The organism is Cytobacillus depressus (assembly GCF_008923245.1).
Classification (GTDB): domain Bacteria; phylum Bacillota; class Bacilli; order Bacillales; family Cytobacillaceae; genus Cytobacillus; species Cytobacillus depressus.
This window is the reverse complement of the sequence record NZ_WBOS01000003.1, coordinates 73,319-92,573: the sequence shown is the minus strand read 5'-3', so window position 1 is coordinate 92,573 and position 19,255 is coordinate 73,319. Positions and strand designations below refer to the sequence as shown.

The window sequence follows — 19,255 nt, the reverse complement described above, 5'->3', positions numbered from 1 at the left end:
CTATGACGTTTTCTTTGAACCTTTAAATTTTGTATCTTTTATATCACTATTAAAATTAATTCCTTCACGTACAAATACTTTCTTAACAGTTAAAAGAATGATTTTGATGTCATTGGTGAAACTAACATTTTCTACATATTCCACATCGAAATCAAATTTTTCCTCCCAAGACAAAGAATTCCTACCTTTTGCCTGAGCTAGCCCGGACAAACCCGGTCTAACTTCATGTCTTCGCTTTTGATGAAAGTTATAAAGTGGTAAATATTCAACCAATAGAGGACGAGGCCCTATTATTGACATATCTCCTATAACAATATTAAATAATTCTGGTAATTCATCTAAGCTTGTACTTCTTAAAAACTTACCAAACTTAGTATGTCTTATTTCGTTTGGCAGAAACTCCCCATTCTCATCCCGCTCATCCGTCATCGTCCGGAACTTGTACATCGGGAAAATCTTCTCATTCAGTCCCGGCCTCTCTTGCTTAAAAAGCACTGGACTCCCCAGTTTCGTTTTTACAAGAATAGCAACCACTAAAAATAAAGGACTAAGTACTATAATGGCAACAAGAGATAGAATAAAATCCATCGGTCTTTTTATAAACCTTCTATAAATACCACCCTTAGAGTTTTTCATTACTTTAACCACAACCCTTTAATAATCTTACAAACTCTTTCCAAATCCCCATCCGGCATCTTCGTATCCGACGGCAAACAAACCCCATTCTCAAACAACTTCTCTGCTATATCTGCCCCAACAAAATCATACTTCTCAAAAAACGGCTGCATATGCATCGGCTTCCAAACCGGTCTTGACTCAATATTTTCTCTTTCAAGAGCTTCCATTACACCAATCGGTCTAATCTTACCTTTTAAAGCCATCGAACTTAACCAATAATTCGGCTCATCCCATTCATTAACAGGCATGAACTCAACCCCTTCAAGTCCCCCCAACTCTTTCTTATAAAACTCAAAAATATATCTCTTCTTTACTACTCTCTGATCCAGCACCTTAAGCTGCCCTCTACCAATCCCTGCAAGCACATTACTCATGCGATAATTAAACCCTAATTCACTATGCTGATAATGCCTTGCCTGATCCCTAGATTGAGTAGCCCAAAATCTCACCTTATCAATTCTCTCTTCATTATCAGAAACAAGCATCCCACCACCAGAAGTAGTAATAATTTTGTTTCCATTAAAAGAGAAAATGCCATAATCACCAAAAGTGCCAGTATGTTTGCCTTTATAGTAAGTGCCTAAAGATTCTGCTGCATCTTCAATAACCGCAACATTATGTTCCTTGCAAATGTCCATAATCTTATCCATATCTGCAGACAAACCGTATAAGTGAACAACGATAACTGCCTTTACCTCTGGATATTTCTCAAATGCTTCTTCCAATGCTTTCGGACACATATTCCAGCTTTCATAGTTACTATCTATAAAAACAGGAATTGCATTTTGATAAATAATTGGATTAGCAGTTGCAGAGAAAGTCAGTGTTGGGCAAAAAACAATATCTCCTTCTCCTACTCCCGCTGCCTTCAGAGCCATATGAATGGCAGCTGTTCCAGAAGAAAGTGCCGCAGCAGATTTAGAACCAACCTTTTCTGCTAGTTCTCTTTCAAATCCGTTAACATTTTCCCCAAGTGGGGCAATCCAGTTTGTATCAAACGCTTCCTTAATGTAATCCATTTCATAACCTTCATCACTCATATGTGGTGAAGTGAGAAATATTCTTTCTCTTGCTTTTGTCAATTCCATCTTCTTGACTTCCTTCCTTTGCTAGGTGATTTTTTAGTAGATTAGTACTTAATAGGAATTTGGACCGTCCGATTAACTACTAACCCACCAAATTAAATCAGTAGTTTCGCATCAAACAAAACCCTTGCCCAATAATTACAAATTATTGGGCAAGGGTTTAATAACTATCGGTTAGTTCGCCATCGAATAAATACCATTCTTCCTCCGATTTGCTAAATTAATCACAAACTCTTTTATATCTAATGAGCTCATCTGATCAAACCGATCAATCAAATACTGAACCTCTTCCTCTTGCTCCAAAACAGCCTTCCCAATAAAAATCTTCGGAAACACAGCTTCCTTATGAACTTCCTTTTCACCTAATAATTCCTCAAACATCTTCTCCCCAGGACGAATGCCTGAGAATTGAATGCCGATCTCTTCTATTGAATAACCCGACAGTTTAATTAAATTTTTCGCTAAGTCGACAATCTTCACCGGCTCACCCATATCAAGCACAAAAATCTCCCCTCCACGAGCGAGTGATCCGGCCTGCAATACAAGCCTTGATGCTTCTGGAATCGTCATGAAATAGCGTGTCATATCTGGGTGTGTGACGGTTACAGGCCCGCCAGATTGAATTTGCTTTTTGAATAAAGGGATGACACTTCCTCTGCTCCCAAGCACATTGCCAAACCTTACTGCTACAAATTTCGTAGAGCTATGCTTGTTCAGCTGCTGAATAACCATCTCTGCAATCCGCTTCGTCGATCCCATTACATTAGTTGGATTGACCGCTTTATCAGAGGAAACGAGCACAAATGTCCCAACGCCAAATGTATCTGCTGCTTCCGCTACATTCTTTGTGCCAAGCACATTATTTTTCACCGCTTCTTTCGGATTGTATTCCATTAACGGGACATGCTTGTGGGCTGCCGCATGATAGACAACATCTGGTTTATATTGTTCTATGACATCAAATATTCTGTGACGATCTTGTATGTCTGCAATGATAGGGATAATTTCAATTTCTTCTTTATATGTATTCTTAAGCTCCATATCAATTAGATAAATAGAGTTCTCACCGTGCCCAAGGAGAATGATTTTTCCCGGCTGGAATTTACATACTTGGCGGCAAATTTCCGAACCAATAGAACCACCTGCCCCTGTGACAAGAATGGTTTTCCCATTTACCTGCTTCGAAATACTTTCAATGTCGAGTTCAACTGGCTCGCGGCCTAGTAAATCCTCTACTTGCACATCTCTGAATTGGCTGACGGATACTTTTCCAAGCATGACGTCTTCGATCATTGGCATGATTAACGTCTTTGCTTTCGTTCTAGAACATTCCCCGAAAATCCGCTTCATTTCTTCCTTTTTCAGAGAAGGGATCGCGATAATGATTTTATCGATTTTCAATGTTTCAACTGTTTTTGCGATTCTTGTTGAATCACCTATGACCGGCAGTCCTAGAATCTGAAGTTTCTGCTTTCTTGCATCATCATCAATGAATCCGACCGGCTTAATACCGGCATCGGCATTCTTCAGGAGCTGTCTTGCCAGCATCGTTCCGGCTGCTCCAGCACCGATTATTAATGCTCGCTTCTGAGCAATCTCGGTTTTAATATACCGGTCACGATACACACGCCATGAGAAACGTGAGCCGCCGATCAGTAATACATGCAGCATCCAAGCGATTAACAGTGCCCGAAAGTAAACATGATTAAGGACAAGCTGCTGCACAATCGCTGTTGTCATGATTGAAAGACTAACAGCCTTCACAATCGCAATCAGTTCGCCGACACTCGCATATTCCCAAGCTTTGTTATAAAGACGGTAAATAGAAGCAAAAAAATGATGGCTAATAAGCAAGGTAATCGAAGTAAGCAAAGCTGTTTCTGATTGGAATATTTGCGTCGTTGGATGAAGCGTCATCAAGCTAATATAAATAGCCGATAACACAATTAATGAATCCAAAATTGACAATAATGTCAGCCGTTTTTGATACGTCAATCTTACAACCCCCTTCTATGACATTTTTAATAGTCTAATCTACCTATGTAATTGGCAAAAAAATAAATACCTAATGCTAGAACAAAAGGAAGCTCCTGTTCTAGCATTAGATATCTAAATTAAAAATAACGGGCATTTAACCCACCCTCACGCCACACTATTGATGACTTGCACCTAAGGTTAAAGCTTATGACTTCCCCACAGCATGACCGAGTGCCTCCATTGCTAACGGTTAGGAGGCATCACCGGTCAGGAAAGCACTGACATTCCGTTGTAGTCGCTGGATATTAGAAGATCCCTAAGATTTTCTTATTTCTGACTCTTGATGGAATTTCTTTATAGATGGCCTTTCCTTCTAGAAGGAGCTCGGCATTCTCTGTAAATAGATAAATCATATCGATGCCATATTTCTTCTCGATCTCATCGAAGGCTTCAGCCATTTTAAATGATCGATTTGAAATATTATGGGCATCAGATGAAACAAAATGAGTAAGATTAGCGTCTATTAATTGTAGAGAAAACTTCTTGATCTTTTTCCCGAAATAGCCTGCAATACTAGAAGCGGTTACTTGGGTTAACGAACCCCGCTTGACTAATTGATAAAGGATGTCAGGGTTTTCGATCATTTCTGAATTCCGTTCAGGGTGAACAATAATCGGGATTAATCCAGCCATTTGGATTTCGTAAAGAAGCTGCTCCGTGTATCGTGGAACATGCCCAGAGGGAAGCTCAATAAATAAATACTGGCCTCCATTAGCTAAAGTGAGGATGTCTCCTTTTTGATAATCCTCTAATATTTCACCATATATTCGTGGTTCTTGCCCTGGGAGTACGGTGAGAGGGATATTTTCCTTCTTCAGGACTGTGTTGAATTCTTCAACCTTATGTAAAATTTGCTTTTTCGTATTTTCATAGGCGCCATTCTTATGGTGAGGAGTTGCAATGATCGTATGGATCCCTTCGTTTACAGCGGCTTTTGCCATTGCAAGACTATCATTCAGGTCCTTGGAACCATCATCAACCTCCGCTAAAATATGACAATGTATATCAATCAACGCAAATCTCTCCCCTCATTCTTTACTATATTTAGACAATATTAGCCTTATAGTACCATAGACCTATAAATATAGAAACGGGGTTTTCTTGTCGAAATTTGTCTAGTTTCTACCGTAGTAATAGTAGTAATGGCTGTCCTTTACCTTTTTCTGGTTTAGAACCGCTCCTAGCAGCTTAGCATTGGCTGCTGACAGCTGCTCTTTCGCTTTCGTGGCCGCTTCCATTTCTGTCTTTCCGCTGCTAACGACGAGAATGGTGCCATCACATTTATTCGCAAGAATTTGTGCATCAGTTACAGCTAGCACAGGCGGCGTATCAAATAGAATGATATCGAACTCTTTATATGCTTGTGACAAGAAATCATCCATTGCCTTCGAGCCAAGAAGCTCAGCTGGATTTGGTGGAATCGGGCCGGACGGCAGAACGTAAAGATGTTCTTGGTCTGTCTCGTTAATCGCATCTGCCAATGTTGCTTGCTTCGTTAAGACATTCGTAAGCCCGCGATTGTTATGAACCCGGAATGTATAATGAACGGTTGGCTTCCGCATATCTGCATCAATTAAAAGGACCTTCTTTTCCTGTTGGGCAAAAACGACGGCAAGGTTCGCTACTGTTGTTGATTTCCCTTCTGCTGGACCCGCTGAAGTAACCATTAGTGATTTAATCGTCGAATCGACAGATGAGAATTGAATATTCGTGCGGATTGTCCGATATTGCTCTGACACAGGAGAACGGGAATCCGTCATTGTGATTAGGTTTCGTTGATTGGAGACTTGTTTTTTATTTTTAGCCTTGAGAACCAATGGATTCACCTCTTACTTCTGCCTTCTCTCTACGCTTTCTCGGGCTATGCTTTTCTGCTTCCATCGTCGTAATGGCCCCGAGCACAGGCAATTCTAATATTCTTTCAATATCTTGTTCATGCTTAATTGTGTTATCTAAGTATTCTAGTAAAAATGCAAGACCTACCCCAGCCATTAAGCCGACAACGATCGCAATCGCAATATTAAGTAGAGGCTGCGGTTTAACAGGGGTTGGATTCTCTTTAACAACTGCTTTCGCTAGAATGCTCACGTTGTTTACACTCATAATGTCCGTGATTTCCCTTTTGAACACACTTGCTGTCGTATTCGCAATATCTGCAGCCATATACGGATCCGGATCCTGCACCGTGATGGCCACGACTTGAGAATCCTTTTGACTGCCGACAGAAATTTTTGAATTTAGAGCTTCTACGCTAGAATCTAAGTCTAGTTCCTGTTGAACTAACTCAAGGATGGCCGGACTTTTGATGATGACGTTATATGTATTGATTAACTGTAAATTGGTTTGAATTTCCGAAGGGTTATACATCGGCTGTTCCCCTCTTGCCTGATTCACTAGCAATTGGGTTGAGGCGGAGTAAACCGGGGTTAAAACGAAAAAGCTAATAATCCCACTTGCTAAGGCTGCGATTACTGTTAGCGACAGGATCAGCCACATCCTCTTGCGCAACGTTTGAAACAGTTCTTTAAGGCTAATTGTCTCTTCCATTACTTCCTCCTAAATACCTATTATTCTACAAATTTTTCTATATATTTGCATATATTTTGGTATTATTACAAATTTCGCTAAGCCCATTATAACGGGTTTTAATACCTATCTCTACCTTTTCAAGGAAAATTATCATAATTATGGTGTCATTATGGTGTCAGACACCGCTCGTGGACAATATCAATATTATTACGCTCCATATGGACATAGGAAAGACCAGCTTCGAGGCTGGTCACTTTTTTCTTAGAATATGGGGATTAGATTTACCTATAGATGAAATATGTAAAGATTTGCGGAAATTTACATGAACTCTTTTTCGGTGTAGGCTTTTTCTAATCTGGTCCTTACGACATAGTTATATTATCATAGTTTGAGTGGAAGGGAAATGGTATTTTGGGAACTCGTTCCAAGTTTTTTTGTTAAGAGAAGGCGATGACTTTTTAGAATGGAGTAGAAATGTATTGTTGGAGAAGGATTTTAAGTAGTTGACTATAAAAAGCGGCAGGACTCTTGCCCCGCCGCTTCTCTGTTTCATTGACATATTTTAGAACTCACCTAATTTGTCTAGAGCTTGATATAAAAGTACTGCTGCCTCTGCTCGTGTCGCACTTGCTTTTGGATCAAATTTATTACCAGGTTTTCCTATAATAATTCCTAATCCAACCGCTTGTTTAACCGCGTCTTTTGCAAACGACCCAATTGAATGATCGTCAGCAAATGTTGTAGACGTATCTACATTCTTGCCAAGGGAAGCGTTTTGGTAGTTTACAGCGCGCATAACCATCGTGGCAATCTCTTCGCGAGTGATGATTGCGTCTGGATCAAACATGTCTTTAGCTTTACCAGTTACAATTCCAGCACGGTAGGCAGCTTCAATACCCGGATACGCCCATGCTTTGCTTTCTTTAACATCCTTAAATGTTCCCTTGTAGCTTTCTGTTGGGAGAATTAAGGCACGTGCCATTAATACTGCAAATTCTGCACGTGTGACTTTCCCCTCCGGATTAAATGTTGTATCAGTATTACCGCTCGTAATCGTGCGGGAAGCTAATACTTCAATTGGATCCTTAGCCCAGTGTTTTTGAATGTCCGCAAATGTTTTGGCGTTTTCAACAACAACAAATTTTGAGAAATGATTTGTTTTGAACACAAGTTTGTTTTTCTCATACTTACCACCAACATATTCAAGACCTTTTGTTGACTCGTTTATATAGTAAGCGGAAACTTTACGTGGATCTTTCACTGTATTTGTTACTGGTACAGATAATTGAACAGGTTCTGAGAATCGAGAAACCACCAGTGTTTGGCCATTCTTTACAGCTGTAATTGTAAACTCATAGATAGCGGATACTGCACCATTTATATCTGTTGACTTAGTCACCCCTATAGTTATGGTTGCGCTATCTGGAGTATTTCCGGCAAGATTTTTCAACAATTTATTCGGGACAGTTACTTCTACATTTCCAGATTGGAAAACAAGCGGCTTAGATGATTTCGCTAACACTTCCAGCGTATCTGATTGAACTTGTGCACTTACTTTCGGCTGTGAATTAGTCAGACCTGGAATCTCTACTTTTACTTCATTCTTATCAGGATCGTTTACCTGATCTGTAATATTCCCTTTATCAATACTCACAGGAGTAGGAGTTGATGGTGTCACTGGTCCAGGTATACTAGAATCAGGCGGACTAACAACTGGCCGATCTGATACAGTTACATTTACGGTTTCCCCATTTCCACCATACTCAATAGTAATTTTCGTTTTACCTGCCTTTTTAGCAGTGATTAAACCCGTATCCGAAACCGTTACAATACTATCGTCCTCGACTGTGTATGAAGCCTCATTTGTAACATCTTTGCCAGCATCTTCTTCATCCGTGGCAAGGTAACGAACCGGGCCCTCTTTAGATACGCTAGGCACGTTGGACATTTTATTATCAATTTTTGAAATTAATTTTAATTCAGATAGAGCTTCAGCTTCTGTAGATGCCATTTTTACTTTATTTTCACCTGCTTGTGGTTCGGCTGCTTCCTCAGAGGCATCTCCTTCTATATCTATTTCCCCATTTTCATCTTCATTTATTGGTGGATTTGGATTAGCGGTTCCTTGTACTTGAATTGTTGCTTCGGCCTTATTGCCTGCTGCATCGACTACCACCACTTTAACGGTGTCATTTTCAGTAAGTGCACCTAATTCAAGCTCAAATGATCCATCTTGTTCAAGTTGGAAAGGTCTCTCTTCTCCTGTATCATCATCTGTCGTTAGAACATAAGACGCATGAAGCTTTTCATTGATATTATAGTCAAGGCCGTATTGCGCTAATTCATCATTATAATCTAAGTATTTATCTGTAATATTTCCTGTCAAATTCTCTTTTTCAAATGTTGCTGCAATCTCCGGTTTTGTCTTTTTGACTACGATTGGTCCAACCCAAGCTTCAACCATTCGCGGATTCCCGGATTTTGTTAAGGCACTCATATCAATTGTATAGAGCCCATCAGGAATTTCTTGTGGTGGATCCTGTTTTTCCCATGATCTATATAATCCTGTTATTGGCAGTTTATATGAGCCAGCTGCTAGTGATGATCCAGCATGAAGATAACCGATATAGCCATCCTCATATGCTCCGCCTTCCGGATTCATAATATCCCAAATTTCAATATAGTTAGTATCTAAATCTCCAGTAACAGTGAATGTGAGCAACGCACTATCCTTTATTCCGTCACCATTAAAAGAAAGATCTGTTTCCGTAATTTGGAAATTTCGGATTTCCACTGGCGCTTCTCCGCCTAATTCAGCAGCAAATGGAAGCGAAATATCTAAATAATCCCCTTCGATTACTGTTTCCTCTTCTGTTACCTTTAATTGCTTCGTGTCATCAGTCGTAAGTGCGATATCCGTCTCGTTCACTGAAAGTGAAGTAACGGTGTTATCATTTTCCCCAGTTGAAATGTGGATATATCCAAGAGCCTCAGCGCTTGGTTTTGCGTTTGCATTTTTGGATGCAGTCAATGTAACATTGATTAATTGTTCTCCGTCTAATGTAAATGTAGGCTTATCAATCACAATTTTTGCATCACCAAAGGATTTGGTCATGTCGACGGTTACATTGAACTCTCCACCTTTGCCTTTCAAATCTTTCACAAGGATTTGTTTCGTTACAGAAATGTCCTTATCAAGCTTTTGATGGCCGAATGTAACAGTTCCTTTTAGATTCTCTACTACTTCTCTATCGTTATTAGCCGTGTCTAAAGCATAAGCAAGTACTCTAGGATGCGCAGCTGCATAAGCATCTACTCGTCCAGCGCCTTGCGAGAACACATCATATTTTTTCGTATTAAGCAGTTTTGCGGTATTTGATAGAGCTACCTTTACATCGAAAGGAGTCCAATCTGGATTGGCTTGTTTCACAAGTGCAGCAATCCCAGCAATATGTGGAGTGGCCATAGATGTTCCAGTAAAACGGTCATAGGATTGACTGTAATCTGCGTCTGGGAAGTCAGCTCCGTAAGCAGGTACAGAAGACATAATGTCCGTTCCAGGTGCTGTCACATCAGGCTTGATATCGAAGTTCGGAGTGGACGGACCACGTGAACTTGAGTCACTTACTTCATCACCTAGCGTACGGGATGAATCAAAATCACTAAAACTTATTGTGCCTGAACCATTCTGAAGTGCTTCACGAATGGCCGCTCCATCTGTTACTGACATATCAAATGTCGGGATGAAGGTAAAGCCATCACCTAGGAAAATTCCTGATTCATTTGGTGCATTCGTACCGCCATCAAAGTTATGGATAATCGCTGCGATGGCACCGTTTGACTTTGCGAATGCAATTTTGTCAACGAAGGCAATTTCGCCACGAGAAATGAGCGCTACTTTACCCTTTACATCAATTCCATTGTAATCTGTTGCTTCCCCAACTTTAGGAACAGCTACTAATTCAAACTCACCATTAAGTTGAGCAGCAAGATCTTGACCAAAGGTCGTTCCCATTAAATTTAATTGTTTCGAATATTCATAGTCGCCAGCCTTCACATGAACTTTGCCATTGTAGCTTGTTTCTGGATTTGTTGTGTTACCAACCCCAATTCCAAGCCGGGCAGTTGCAGGAATCCCCATTGTTCCACGATTTGGACCTGAATTTCCAGTTGCAATAACAGAGATTGTCCCCGCCATCATGGCGTTGTTAATCGCAAAGGAACCAGCATCTGTTTCCGTATTTGAACCCCCACCTAGTGAAAGGTTGATAACATCCATCTTTTCTTTAACAGCTGTGTCAATAGCTGCAATAATACCTGAATTTTCCCCACTGCCATATGCACCTAGAACACGGTATGCGTAAAGGTCAACCTTTGGCGCGATTCCTTTAATTCCATACTCATTTGCACCAATTGCAGCAATTGTTCCTGCCACATGCGTTCCGTGATCTGTGTAGAATGATCTTCCACTTGCATCAAACTTGGGTCTATGCGCCGGGCGGTCCAGCGGTGACGTCTCAGATGGATCATCATCAGCACGCGGACGAGCATAATCATTCCCATGAGGAACAAAGTTCTTACCGCCTTTAAGGTTCGTAGCAAATTCCGGGTGTTTCGTATCGATTCCCGTATCTAGAACTGCTACTTTAATGCCCTGACCTTCATATCCCTCTTTCCATAGCTTTTCAATGCCCAAGAAGGAAATACTCGTATTCATTGATGCTTCCACTTTATCTATCTTTTCAAGTTCTAATGTATTGTTAGGAGTTTTCGAGTCTTGCAAAGCATAGACTGTAACATCTGGTTCTACTAAAGTAACCCCTTTAACCTTAAGTAGTTTATCAAGATCATCGGCTTTTACCTTTGCTGCAAAGCCGTTTAAAACAGTATTGAAGGAATAGCCCTTTTTAAACGATATTCCTTTCGAAACCATTTCTTTATTAACAGTTACTTGTTGCTGATTTACTTTATCCGTAATTGCTTTTTCTTGTGAACTCGTCAATTTTTTGCCTTTTAATTGGCTAATTCCTTTTTCAAGGGCAACAGGATCTTCTGATAGATGAACGATAACAGCCACTTCTTCATCGCCAGATAAATCCTGTAATTCTTTATGAAGCTTCGGTAATCCGTCTGACAGATTTAATTGTTCGAGGACCGCCGCTTTTAACTTCATATTACTTTCACTTTGGCCATTAGGTTTGAATGAATTCGTACCTTGCTCATTCGCTGATGCCTGGAATGGAGACAGCAAGGATAGAACCATCACAAAAGCTAGTAAACTACTAAAGAATTTAATAATCTTCTTACCCTTCAATCAACTTTTCCCCCTTTTTTCATACCTACAAAAATTTTGAAAACATTTAAACATATTATTTCTCTTTTAGGTGTATCGTTTGAAAATTTTAATATTCTTGTAGACTCCCCGACACTACTTTTTCCCTCAATTTCCCCATAACAGAGTCACTACCGAAACCATTGACAGCAGTTTTGAAGGGGTTCAAAAAGTTAATTCCTTTTGATTATCTCTTTGGACTTTATCTTGTTTTGACTGAAACTGACTTATGAAGGTTATATTATATTTTTGTGGCAGCTCTTGATAAAGAAGGTGTTTTTCTTAGTGGCGTATTCTATTGGGCGCTCCCCTTCTACCTCTACAATAATACGAACCTTATCATTTTCATGATAAACAGGATCCAATTTTAAATCCTTTTCCCTAGCGAATTTTTTGTAAATTTCCTCCGTGTTAATGACTTTAAATACATTTGTACTGTTTTTGACATTTAGGTTGTTAGCTTGTCCTTCAGTAGCAAATGCTGTTTGAGCCGACGCACTCAGCAAATAATGCCGATAGCACAAATGACACACTCTTTCTCTACTTCAATCCAAATCTCTCCATTTAATCAAGATTATCTTCTTTTATCCAGTGAGCCAATAGGTCTAATCACCCCTTACTTATGTTTTAAAAATGTAGAAATCACATTGCTGTTTTATCACAATATAATGCTACACCCCTACTTTTCTACATTTATTCCCACAAGGAACTTTCGACATTTCGCGTGTTGAATATCCGTTTTTTTACTTATTTCTAGTTCTTTTTATAGGTTTTTGTGTAATTTTTTCGCACACTAAACGATAAAAACATGCTATTTTTACCGTTATATTATATATTGAAAGAAGACGGTTCCTTTTATCGGGATAACTATTTGAATTTTCTCAATATAGGACCCCTTTCTCTGTATTTAAGCATGAAATATATGTTACTATCGAATTAGCGATTGTTGAAAAGAGGGATATAGATGAAACTAGAGAAGTATTTATTTGGAGAAATCCTCCAATCCGTTCGTCAATATAAAAATTTATCAGTAGAGGAATTAGCAGAAGGCATCTGCACAGTCGATGAATTAATCTCTTTCGAAAAAGAACGATCCTACCCTACCCTTGATGTTCTTTACCAATTCGCCCAAAAGCTTGATATGGAATTAACCTACTTCTTCGACATTGCATCCAAAACAACGGTCCACTTCCCAAATGCCGTTATCCAACTCATTGAAAAATACAAAAGAGAGCGGAATTACGAAGCCATCCACAATATTATCCAACAGGAAAAGGAAAACCCGCTGTTTAGCCAGAAATCATTGAAGCAGTATTTGCTGTGGCATGAGGGGATTTGTTCCTACTATTTAAATGGGAATGCGGATCAGGCTTTGGATTTGTTGAGTAAGGCGATATCTGTTACTAATCCAAAACGCGTGTCACTATCAGAACGAGAAATCGAAATATTAACTAGTATTGGAAGCATCTTTAATGAAATTGGCAATTTTAAAAGCGCAGTTACTATTTTCATGGAAGCATTAAGTAACATTGAAAAACTCCCACATATTTTAAATATAAAAGGAAAACTAAGAATACTTTTCGGACTTTCTCAAGCATTAACCGAACTAGGAGAATTAGAAAAGTCACTTTCTTACAGCCAAAAAGGTTTGAATCTGTGTATAAATGAGGAATTGCTTTTTCTATTAAATGAATTTCACTATCAGATAGGTGAAAACTATGTAAAAATGGGCCAATTAGATAAAGGAAAGTACTACTTAGATGAGTGCCTTCACTTATTAGAGCTGGAAGGGAAAACCAATCTATTAAGAATAATGAAAAGTGAGATTGATAAAATACTAAAGTCCTGATACAATTTACTTATCATTATTGAAAAAATTGTGAAAGTTGGTGAGAATATGAAAAAGTTATTAAAGATTTCTATCCTATCTCTTTCTATTCTAGGTGTAGGTGCTGCTGGTACCAACCTTTCAGAAACAGCTTGGTATCCTTCTCAACATAGTGTAGGTGGAGAGAAAGAACTTGCTTGGTATCCTTCCCAACATAGCGTGGGTGGAGGGGAGAAGCTTGCTTGGTATCCTTCCCAACATAGCGTAGGTGGAGTAAAGGATCTTGCTTGGTATCCTTCCCAACATAGCGTGGGTGGAGGAGAGAAGCTTGCTTGGTATCCTTCCCAACATAGCGTGGGTGGAGTAAAAGATCTTGCTTGGTATCCTTCCCAACATAGCGTAGGTGGAGGAGAGAAGCTTGCTTGGTATCCTTCCCAACATAGCGTAGGTGGAGCAAAGGATCTTGCTTGGTATCCTTCCCAACATAGTGTAGGTGGAGCAAAGGATCTTGCTTGGTATCCTTCCCAGCATAGTGTAGGTGGAGATAAGAAGCTTGCTTGGTATCCTTCCCAACATAGCGTGGGTGGAAATAAGGATCTTGTATAGTACCATACTAAACATCGTATCGGTTCCGATCTAGCCTAATAACATAATATCTTCTATGAATATACATAAGCAAAGCGAGTGATGACACCTAAATCACTCGCTTTTTTCATGCCCATTATTCTTCTTCAAAAAATATTCCTTCCCCCTGTCCTTCTCTCGCTCCCACTTATATATAAAGGGTGAGAGGGGGTGAGAAACATGGCACAAGCGTTAATGATCGATACGAAGCTTCGTCTAAGGTTTGAAACTGGTTTGAACGATAAAGGTGAGCCAATTTTCAAAACGAAAACTCTTGGAAATGTGAAGAATACAGCGACTGCTGATCAGCTTCATCAAGCGGCTCAAGCGATTGCTTCTTTAAGCAACGACCTTTTAGCATCCGTTGTAAGGAACGACAGCTTTGATATTGTTGGTTAATCCCAAAACTGGGGCTAGGCCCAGCCTTCCCCAGTGAGCTTTTCGAATAAAGAAAACTCGCCGATTGGCAAGCCTTGGAAAGGCGAAGACAGAGGCGTAGTTGCACTTCTACTTAATTCCTAAAATTGGCGACTACGTCGAATTAACTTCTTCGCTGACAATTTATACTTTCTTAACGTGAAAAAAGGAGGATGATTCTCATGGCTAAATCATTAGAATTGACGTTTGTCACTGATATCGGGAAGCTTTCACGGCTTTCCGTGGATAACCCGAAGGAGCCGATTGATCCAATTGCCGTTAAGCAGGCGATGGAGCAAATTATTGCAGCCGATGTATTCGAAACGATGAACGGCTCTCTTGTGGAGGTTAGGGAAGCAAGGGTCATTGAGCGGAATGTGACTTCGTATGAATTAGAATAATTGGGAAAAGACCGGTCTGCTAAAATGCAAAGCCGGTCTTTTTGAGATTTGTTTCGGACACTTCAATTCTTGCTTTCTATCAAAATGTCCGTTATTCCCGCTTATAACGGACATTTCCACTCTCGACTTCTTTCAATGTGTCCGTTATTCCACTTATAACGGACACTCCCACAGTCGATTTCCTCCAAAATGTCCGTTACGACCTACATCTTAAACTTCCCAATTACCCCCTTCAACTCCTCTGCCATGTAAGCAAGGGATGAGGCCGAAGCGGTGATTTCCTCCATGGAAGCTAGTTGTTCTTCAGTGGCGCCGGATACATTTTGGCTGTCGGAGGTTGTTTTTAGAGCAATATTTTCGATGCCCTTGACAATCCCGACCACTTGCTCGGTTCCAGCTGAAGCCTCATTTATTGACGCAGACATCACTTGAATTTCGGCGTTTACCTCGTCGATGAATTGCTTGATTTCACGGAAGGCGCCCCCTGCACTTTGCACAAGCTCCATTCCTTTTTCAATTTCCACGGAGCCTTTGTTCATGGATTCGACCGCGTCGCTTGTATCGATTTGAATGGACGAGATTAATTCTCTAATTGTTTCTGTTGATTTAGAGGACTGTTCCGCCAATTTCCGCACCTCATCTGCAACGACCGCGAATCCCCTGCCATGCTCCCCCGCTCTTGCCGCCTCGATCGCCGCATTTAATGCTAAAAGATTCGTTTGGTCAGCAATTCCAGAGATCACATCAATGATTTGATTAATATCAATCGAGCGTTTTCTAAGATCTTCAACAACTGTGCCAAGTTTAGCAATCGTCTGATGGATGCTGGACATTTGCTGGGTTGTTAATTGAATGGCGTCATTTCCATTCGATATGCTCGCAGCCGCTTCAAGCGAAGTATGACGAACGGTTTGCGAATGGCCGATCATCACTTCCATTTCTTTTGCCATATTTTTAACGATTCCATTGCTTTCCTCGACCATCGAAGATTGTTTTTCCGTTCCAGATGCCACTTCTTGAATGGCTTCTACAATTTGCTCAGTCGCCATATTATTTTGTTCTGCACTTGCCATGAGCTGCTCAGAAGAAGCGGCAAGGAGCTCAGCTTTTTCCTCGACACTTTGAATGAGCTCATGGAGAGATGCGACCATTTGATTAAAGCTCATGCCTAAACGACTAATTTCATCATTATTTTTCCACTTAAAGGTTTGCGTCAGGTCGCCCTCACTGACCTTTTCCGTTGCAGTAACAAGCTCGTCTAAAGGTTTTGTAATCGACTGAATGACGAAATAAGTAAGAATCACACCAACTAGGATAAAAAGACCGACTATCCATACAGTCGTCATTAATATCGGTTTAGCATCTTGATTCACTTCGTCCAATGCCATGACGCCGGCAATTTTCAATCCTGTTTTCCCATTCGTTGCAAAATCGAACTGGTTTTCCTGATCGCTTACACGTCCTTCAATCATTTCCAAAACAGGCTGAACCCAACTGCCCTCTGCCTTTGTTCCAGGTTCGAATTCCGGATGTACTAAATAATTTCCATCCGCGCTCAAGATCACCGGGTAGCCTTTATTTCCAATTTTAATTCCTTCTGTCAAACTTCTTAATGCCTCTAAACTAAGATCGATGCCAAATACCCCTGTCCCATCTTCAAGTGCATGGGCAACTGTCACAAGGATATCGCCTGTAAAAGCATCCTTATATGGCTCCGTAACAATGGTTCTTCCACTTGCCGCTTTTGCCAGCGTATACCAATCTCTTTTTCTAGCATCATAGCCATCCGGCATTTTGTGGTTAGGGTAAAGAATAAATTCGCCCTCCTCGGAACCAACAAAAGCAGTAACACTTTCAGGATGCAGCGATTGATATTCTATTAAATCCTCGATTGTCATCTGACGGTTCGTACTAGAAAAAGAGTTTTGATTAAAATGATTGGCATAATAGGCCGCATCATTTAATTTCGGATCAATAAAGCTCGTAATGAATTTATCAATGACTTGAATATTTTCACTTGAGCTAAGCTGGATTTTTTCCTTTATATTATTGTAGGCGTTTATATAAGAAGAGAGCCCAATTGTAATAGATGGAATGAGCAAAATGAATAGAAACGATAAGATTAGCTTTTTTCTAATTGTAAAAGTAAAAAATTTTTTCTTCTTTGTTTTTTTCTTGTTGTTCATATTCATGATAACCTTCTTTCTTTTGTAATAATTCTCGCTAAACGTAAAAAAGGCTACTCTATGAAAAAAGTAGCAATACGGATTTTACATCCTGAATGTCCCTTTATAGAAACTTAGTACTTTTACATGCAATAATTGCTGAATACTGGAAATATGTATTTCAAAAGTATACCCCCTAAATCGTCAAGTTTCAACAAAATTTTCCAATTTGGAACAGTAATAATTCTCGAATTATTACAAAGGTCGTTTATTTTGTAATGAAAATAGTAATATTTTGCAACGTTCCTGTTATCTTCCTCTGTTATTATTCTTTTTACAGAGAAAAGAAAAGGAGAATCTCGTTATGAAGAAACTACTATTCTGTCTATCTACTTCCGTTTTACTACTATTTGGTTTTTCAAATTCATCCCTAGCCGCAGGGAATACATATGAAGTCAAAAAAGGAGATACCCTTTGGGGAATTTCAAAAAAACATTATGTTTCTGTGCAGAAATTAAAGTCATGGAATAATCTTAAATCAGAAACACTCAAGCCTAAACAAGTATTAATAATTTCGCCCAACGCAGCACAAGCGAAGCCAGCTGCACCTGCTGTGAAGTCTGCAAGCTACAAAGAGATCACAGTAACCGCTACTGCCTATACAGCAAGCTGCACAAACTGCAGCGGCATCACTGCCACTGGAATCAACTTGAAAAAGAACCCAAACGCAAAAGTCATCTCAGTTGATCCAAAAGTGATCCCGCTCGGCTCAAAGGTTTACATACCTGGCTACGGCGAAGCCATCGCTGCAGATAAAGGCTCCTCCGTCAAAGGCAACAAAATCGATGTTTTTATCCCATCCAAGCAGCAAGCGATCCAATGGGGTAAGAAAACGGTGAAGATTAAGGTTTATCAATAAAAAAATCAGACCCTACATATTTGCGGGGTCTGATTTTTTTATATTTCGTGTTAGTACAATTTTCCGAAAGAAAAGGGTGCTACGTTCACGTTAGCTCCCTAGAAGTTCACGATGCCTGCTAGCTAGTCTGCTTCAATAAATCAGCTGCTTCGTCCGCGGTAATATCTTTAATTAAAACAAGCTCACTTATGATATTTCTTTGTGCTTGATTGAGCATTTGCCTCTCGCTTGTATTCAGTGATTTTTCCTTATTGCGATGCAGGAGATCTCGAACAATTTCAGCCGATTCCTCCATCCTTCCCGTCTTCAATTTCTCTGTATTCGATTTGAATCTTTCCTTCCAGGGGAGAGAACAATCGGACTCCACATTGTGAAAATCAAACAATATTTCATTCATTGTTTTCCGATCTACAATGGACCGGACGCCAGATATTGAAATAGTGTCCCATGGTATCATAACATCCATCTTATTTAATGGGATATTTATGATACAATACTCCCTTTTCTTACCTAAAACTTCACGTTCTTCTATGGCCTTAATGATGCCTGCCCCATGCATTGGATAAAAAACCTTGTCGCCAATTTGAAACATATCATCGCCTCCATATACTTACATTTATATTGTAACACATGCAGCGATTTTTACCAAATTTATTAATATACCACGAATTAATACTGTTGGTCAATATATTTATTTAAAATTTAAAAGGAAATAAATGGTTGATCCGAAGCTAATAATGCACCGAGATAATGAGTCTTAATCACATTCTCTTTTCCCTGATTTTTAATAAAGCTGCCCGATTAATTCCTCTAAAAATCTAAAGCTCTACCGGAGGGAACTTTATCACATGGTTTATTTCGTGTGCAATAAGAATATAATAAAAAAGAGAAGTGCTAGTAACACTTCTCAATGCAACTGTTACAGTAAGAGTGGTAGTTGTCTATTTGTTTTTATTTTTTCAGCGGCCACCCTGCTTTCGACGGCGTCGGGTGGTTTTCTTGCGTTCTAGTACATTTTTCCGAAAGAAATAGGCGAATATTTCACGCACCATTCCCTTCAGAATTTCTCGTATAAATTCAAGAAATGTTTTCATAATCACGCCAAGCCCTCTCCCCTTTAACGCCATCCTCCATAATGGTATAATATAGGAATGGATTTTTTTAATATACCGATACCTATGATACGGACATATTTCAACCGATAAATGTCCACCCCAAAAACACAAACAACCCACATTGT

The 19,255-nt window shown here is 39.7% G+C and carries 14 protein-coding genes; 5 read left to right on the top strand and 9 right to left on the bottom strand.

Annotated features, from left to right (window positions below; genetic code table 11):
• From F7731_RS09295 to F7731_RS09265, 7 genes are all read right to left on the bottom strand, one after another.
• A complete protein-coding gene (locus F7731_RS09295; RefSeq protein WP_151534510.1) occupies window positions 1–636 on the bottom strand; it encodes a sugar transferase in 636 nt (211 codons plus the stop codon).
• Window positions 636–1,766 (bottom strand): DegT/DnrJ/EryC1/StrS family aminotransferase, encoded by a 1,131-nt coding sequence (locus F7731_RS09290; RefSeq protein ID WP_151534509.1) that lies wholly within the window; start codon window positions 1,764–1,766, stop codon window positions 636–638. Before F7731_RS09290 ends, F7731_RS09295 begins: the two co-directional genes overlap by 1 nt.
• A gap of 171 nt (window positions 1,767–1,937) precedes the next feature.
• Complete coding sequence (locus tag F7731_RS09285; protein WP_151534508.1) at window positions 1,938–3,758, bottom strand: polysaccharide biosynthesis protein; 1,821 nt, start codon at window positions 3,756–3,758, stop codon at window positions 1,938–1,940.
• A gap of 287 nt (window positions 3,759–4,045) precedes the next feature.
• Window positions 4,046–4,813, bottom strand: a complete 768-nt coding sequence (locus tag F7731_RS09280) for a tyrosine-protein phosphatase (protein WP_151534507.1) — start codon at window positions 4,811–4,813, stop codon at window positions 4,046–4,048.
• Window positions 4,814–4,915: 102 nt separating this feature from the next.
• Window positions 4,916–5,617: a CpsD/CapB family tyrosine-protein kinase gene (locus F7731_RS09275; protein WP_281352242.1), complete on the bottom strand. Its 702-nt coding sequence runs from the start codon at window positions 5,615–5,617 to the stop codon at window positions 4,916–4,918.
• On the bottom strand, window positions 5,601–6,347 hold the full coding sequence (locus F7731_RS09270; protein ID WP_151534506.1) for a YveK family protein: 747 nt from the start codon (window positions 6,345–6,347) through the stop codon (window positions 5,601–5,603). The genes F7731_RS09275 and F7731_RS09270 overlap by 17 nt, the downstream gene beginning before the upstream one ends.
• A gap of 544 nt (window positions 6,348–6,891) precedes the next feature.
• Window positions 6,892–11,643 carry a S8 family serine peptidase gene (locus tag F7731_RS09265; RefSeq protein WP_151534505.1) on the bottom strand — a complete coding sequence of 1,584 codons (4,752 nt, stop codon included), beginning with the start codon at window positions 11,641–11,643 and terminating at the stop codon, window positions 6,892–6,894.
• Window positions 11,644–12,625: 982 nt separating this feature from the next.
• Between F7731_RS09265 and F7731_RS09260 the strand changes: the two genes are divergently transcribed.
• From F7731_RS09260 to F7731_RS09245, 4 genes are all read left to right on the top strand, one after another.
• Entirely contained in the window at window positions 12,626–13,510 is an 885-nt protein-coding gene (locus tag F7731_RS09260) for a helix-turn-helix domain-containing protein (protein ID WP_151534504.1), read from the top strand.
• A gap of 48 nt (window positions 13,511–13,558) precedes the next feature.
• On the top strand, window positions 13,559–14,095 hold the full coding sequence (locus tag F7731_RS09255) for a hypothetical protein (RefSeq protein ID WP_151534503.1): 537 nt from the start codon (window positions 13,559–13,561) through the stop codon (window positions 14,093–14,095).
• A 198-nt stretch (window positions 14,096–14,293) separates the two neighbouring features.
• A complete protein-coding gene (locus F7731_RS09250) occupies window positions 14,294–14,512 on the top strand; it encodes a DUF1659 domain-containing protein (protein ID WP_151534502.1) in 219 nt (72 codons plus the stop codon).
• A 200-nt stretch (window positions 14,513–14,712) separates the two neighbouring features.
• Window positions 14,713–14,931: a DUF2922 domain-containing protein gene (locus tag F7731_RS09245; protein WP_151534501.1), complete on the top strand. Its 219-nt coding sequence runs from the start codon at window positions 14,713–14,715 to the stop codon at window positions 14,929–14,931.
• A 203-nt stretch (window positions 14,932–15,134) separates the two neighbouring features.
• Here the strand turns inward: F7731_RS09245 and F7731_RS09240 are convergent, their stop codons facing one another.
• Window positions 15,135–17,123 (bottom strand): methyl-accepting chemotaxis protein, encoded by a 1,989-nt coding sequence (locus tag F7731_RS09240; protein WP_246197168.1) that lies wholly within the window; start codon window positions 17,121–17,123, stop codon window positions 15,135–15,137.
• 337 nt (window positions 17,124–17,460) lie between these two features.
• Between F7731_RS09240 and F7731_RS09235 the strand changes: the two genes are divergently transcribed.
• Complete coding sequence (locus F7731_RS09235) at window positions 17,461–18,015, top strand: 3D domain-containing protein (protein ID WP_151534500.1); 555 nt, start codon at window positions 17,461–17,463, stop codon at window positions 18,013–18,015.
• A gap of 118 nt (window positions 18,016–18,133) precedes the next feature.
• On the opposite strand, the gene F7731_RS09230 is transcribed toward F7731_RS09235, so the two are convergent.
• Complete coding sequence (locus tag F7731_RS09230; protein WP_151534499.1) at window positions 18,134–18,607, bottom strand: CarD family transcriptional regulator; 474 nt, start codon at window positions 18,605–18,607, stop codon at window positions 18,134–18,136.
• Window positions 18,608–19,255: the final 648 nt, after the last annotated feature.

Bases quoted from the DNA above. Each gene is read 5' to 3' on its own strand.
- F7731_RS09295 (WP_151534510.1), bottom strand. From the start codon at position 636: ATGAAAAACTCTAAGGGTGGTATTTATAGAAGGTTTATAAAAAGACCG.
- F7731_RS09290 (WP_151534509.1), bottom strand. From the start codon at position 1,766: ATGGAATTGACAAAAGCAAGAGAAAGAATATTTCTCACTTCACCACAT.
- F7731_RS09270 (WP_151534506.1), bottom strand. From the start codon at position 6,347: ATGGAAGAGACAATTAGCCTTAAAGAACTGTTTCAAACGTTGCGCAAG.
- F7731_RS09260 (WP_151534504.1), top strand. From the start codon at position 12,626: ATGAAACTAGAGAAGTATTTATTTGGAGAAATCCTCCAATCCGTTCGT.
- F7731_RS09255 (WP_151534503.1), top strand. From the start codon at position 13,559: ATGAAAAAGTTATTAAAGATTTCTATCCTATCTCTTTCTATTCTAGGT.
- F7731_RS09250 (WP_151534502.1), top strand. From the start codon at position 14,294: ATGGCACAAGCGTTAATGATCGATACGAAGCTTCGTCTAAGGTTTGAA.
- F7731_RS09245 (WP_151534501.1), top strand. From the start codon at position 14,713: ATGGCTAAATCATTAGAATTGACGTTTGTCACTGATATCGGGAAGCTT.
- F7731_RS09240 (WP_246197168.1), bottom strand. From the start codon at position 17,123: ATGAATATGAACAACAAGAAAAAAACAAAGAAGAAAAAATTTTTTACT.
- F7731_RS09235 (WP_151534500.1), top strand. From the start codon at position 17,461: ATGAAGAAACTACTATTCTGTCTATCTACTTCCGTTTTACTACTATTT.
- F7731_RS09230 (WP_151534499.1), bottom strand. From the start codon at position 18,607: ATGTTTCAAATTGGCGACAAGGTTTTTTATCCAATGCATGGGGCAGGC.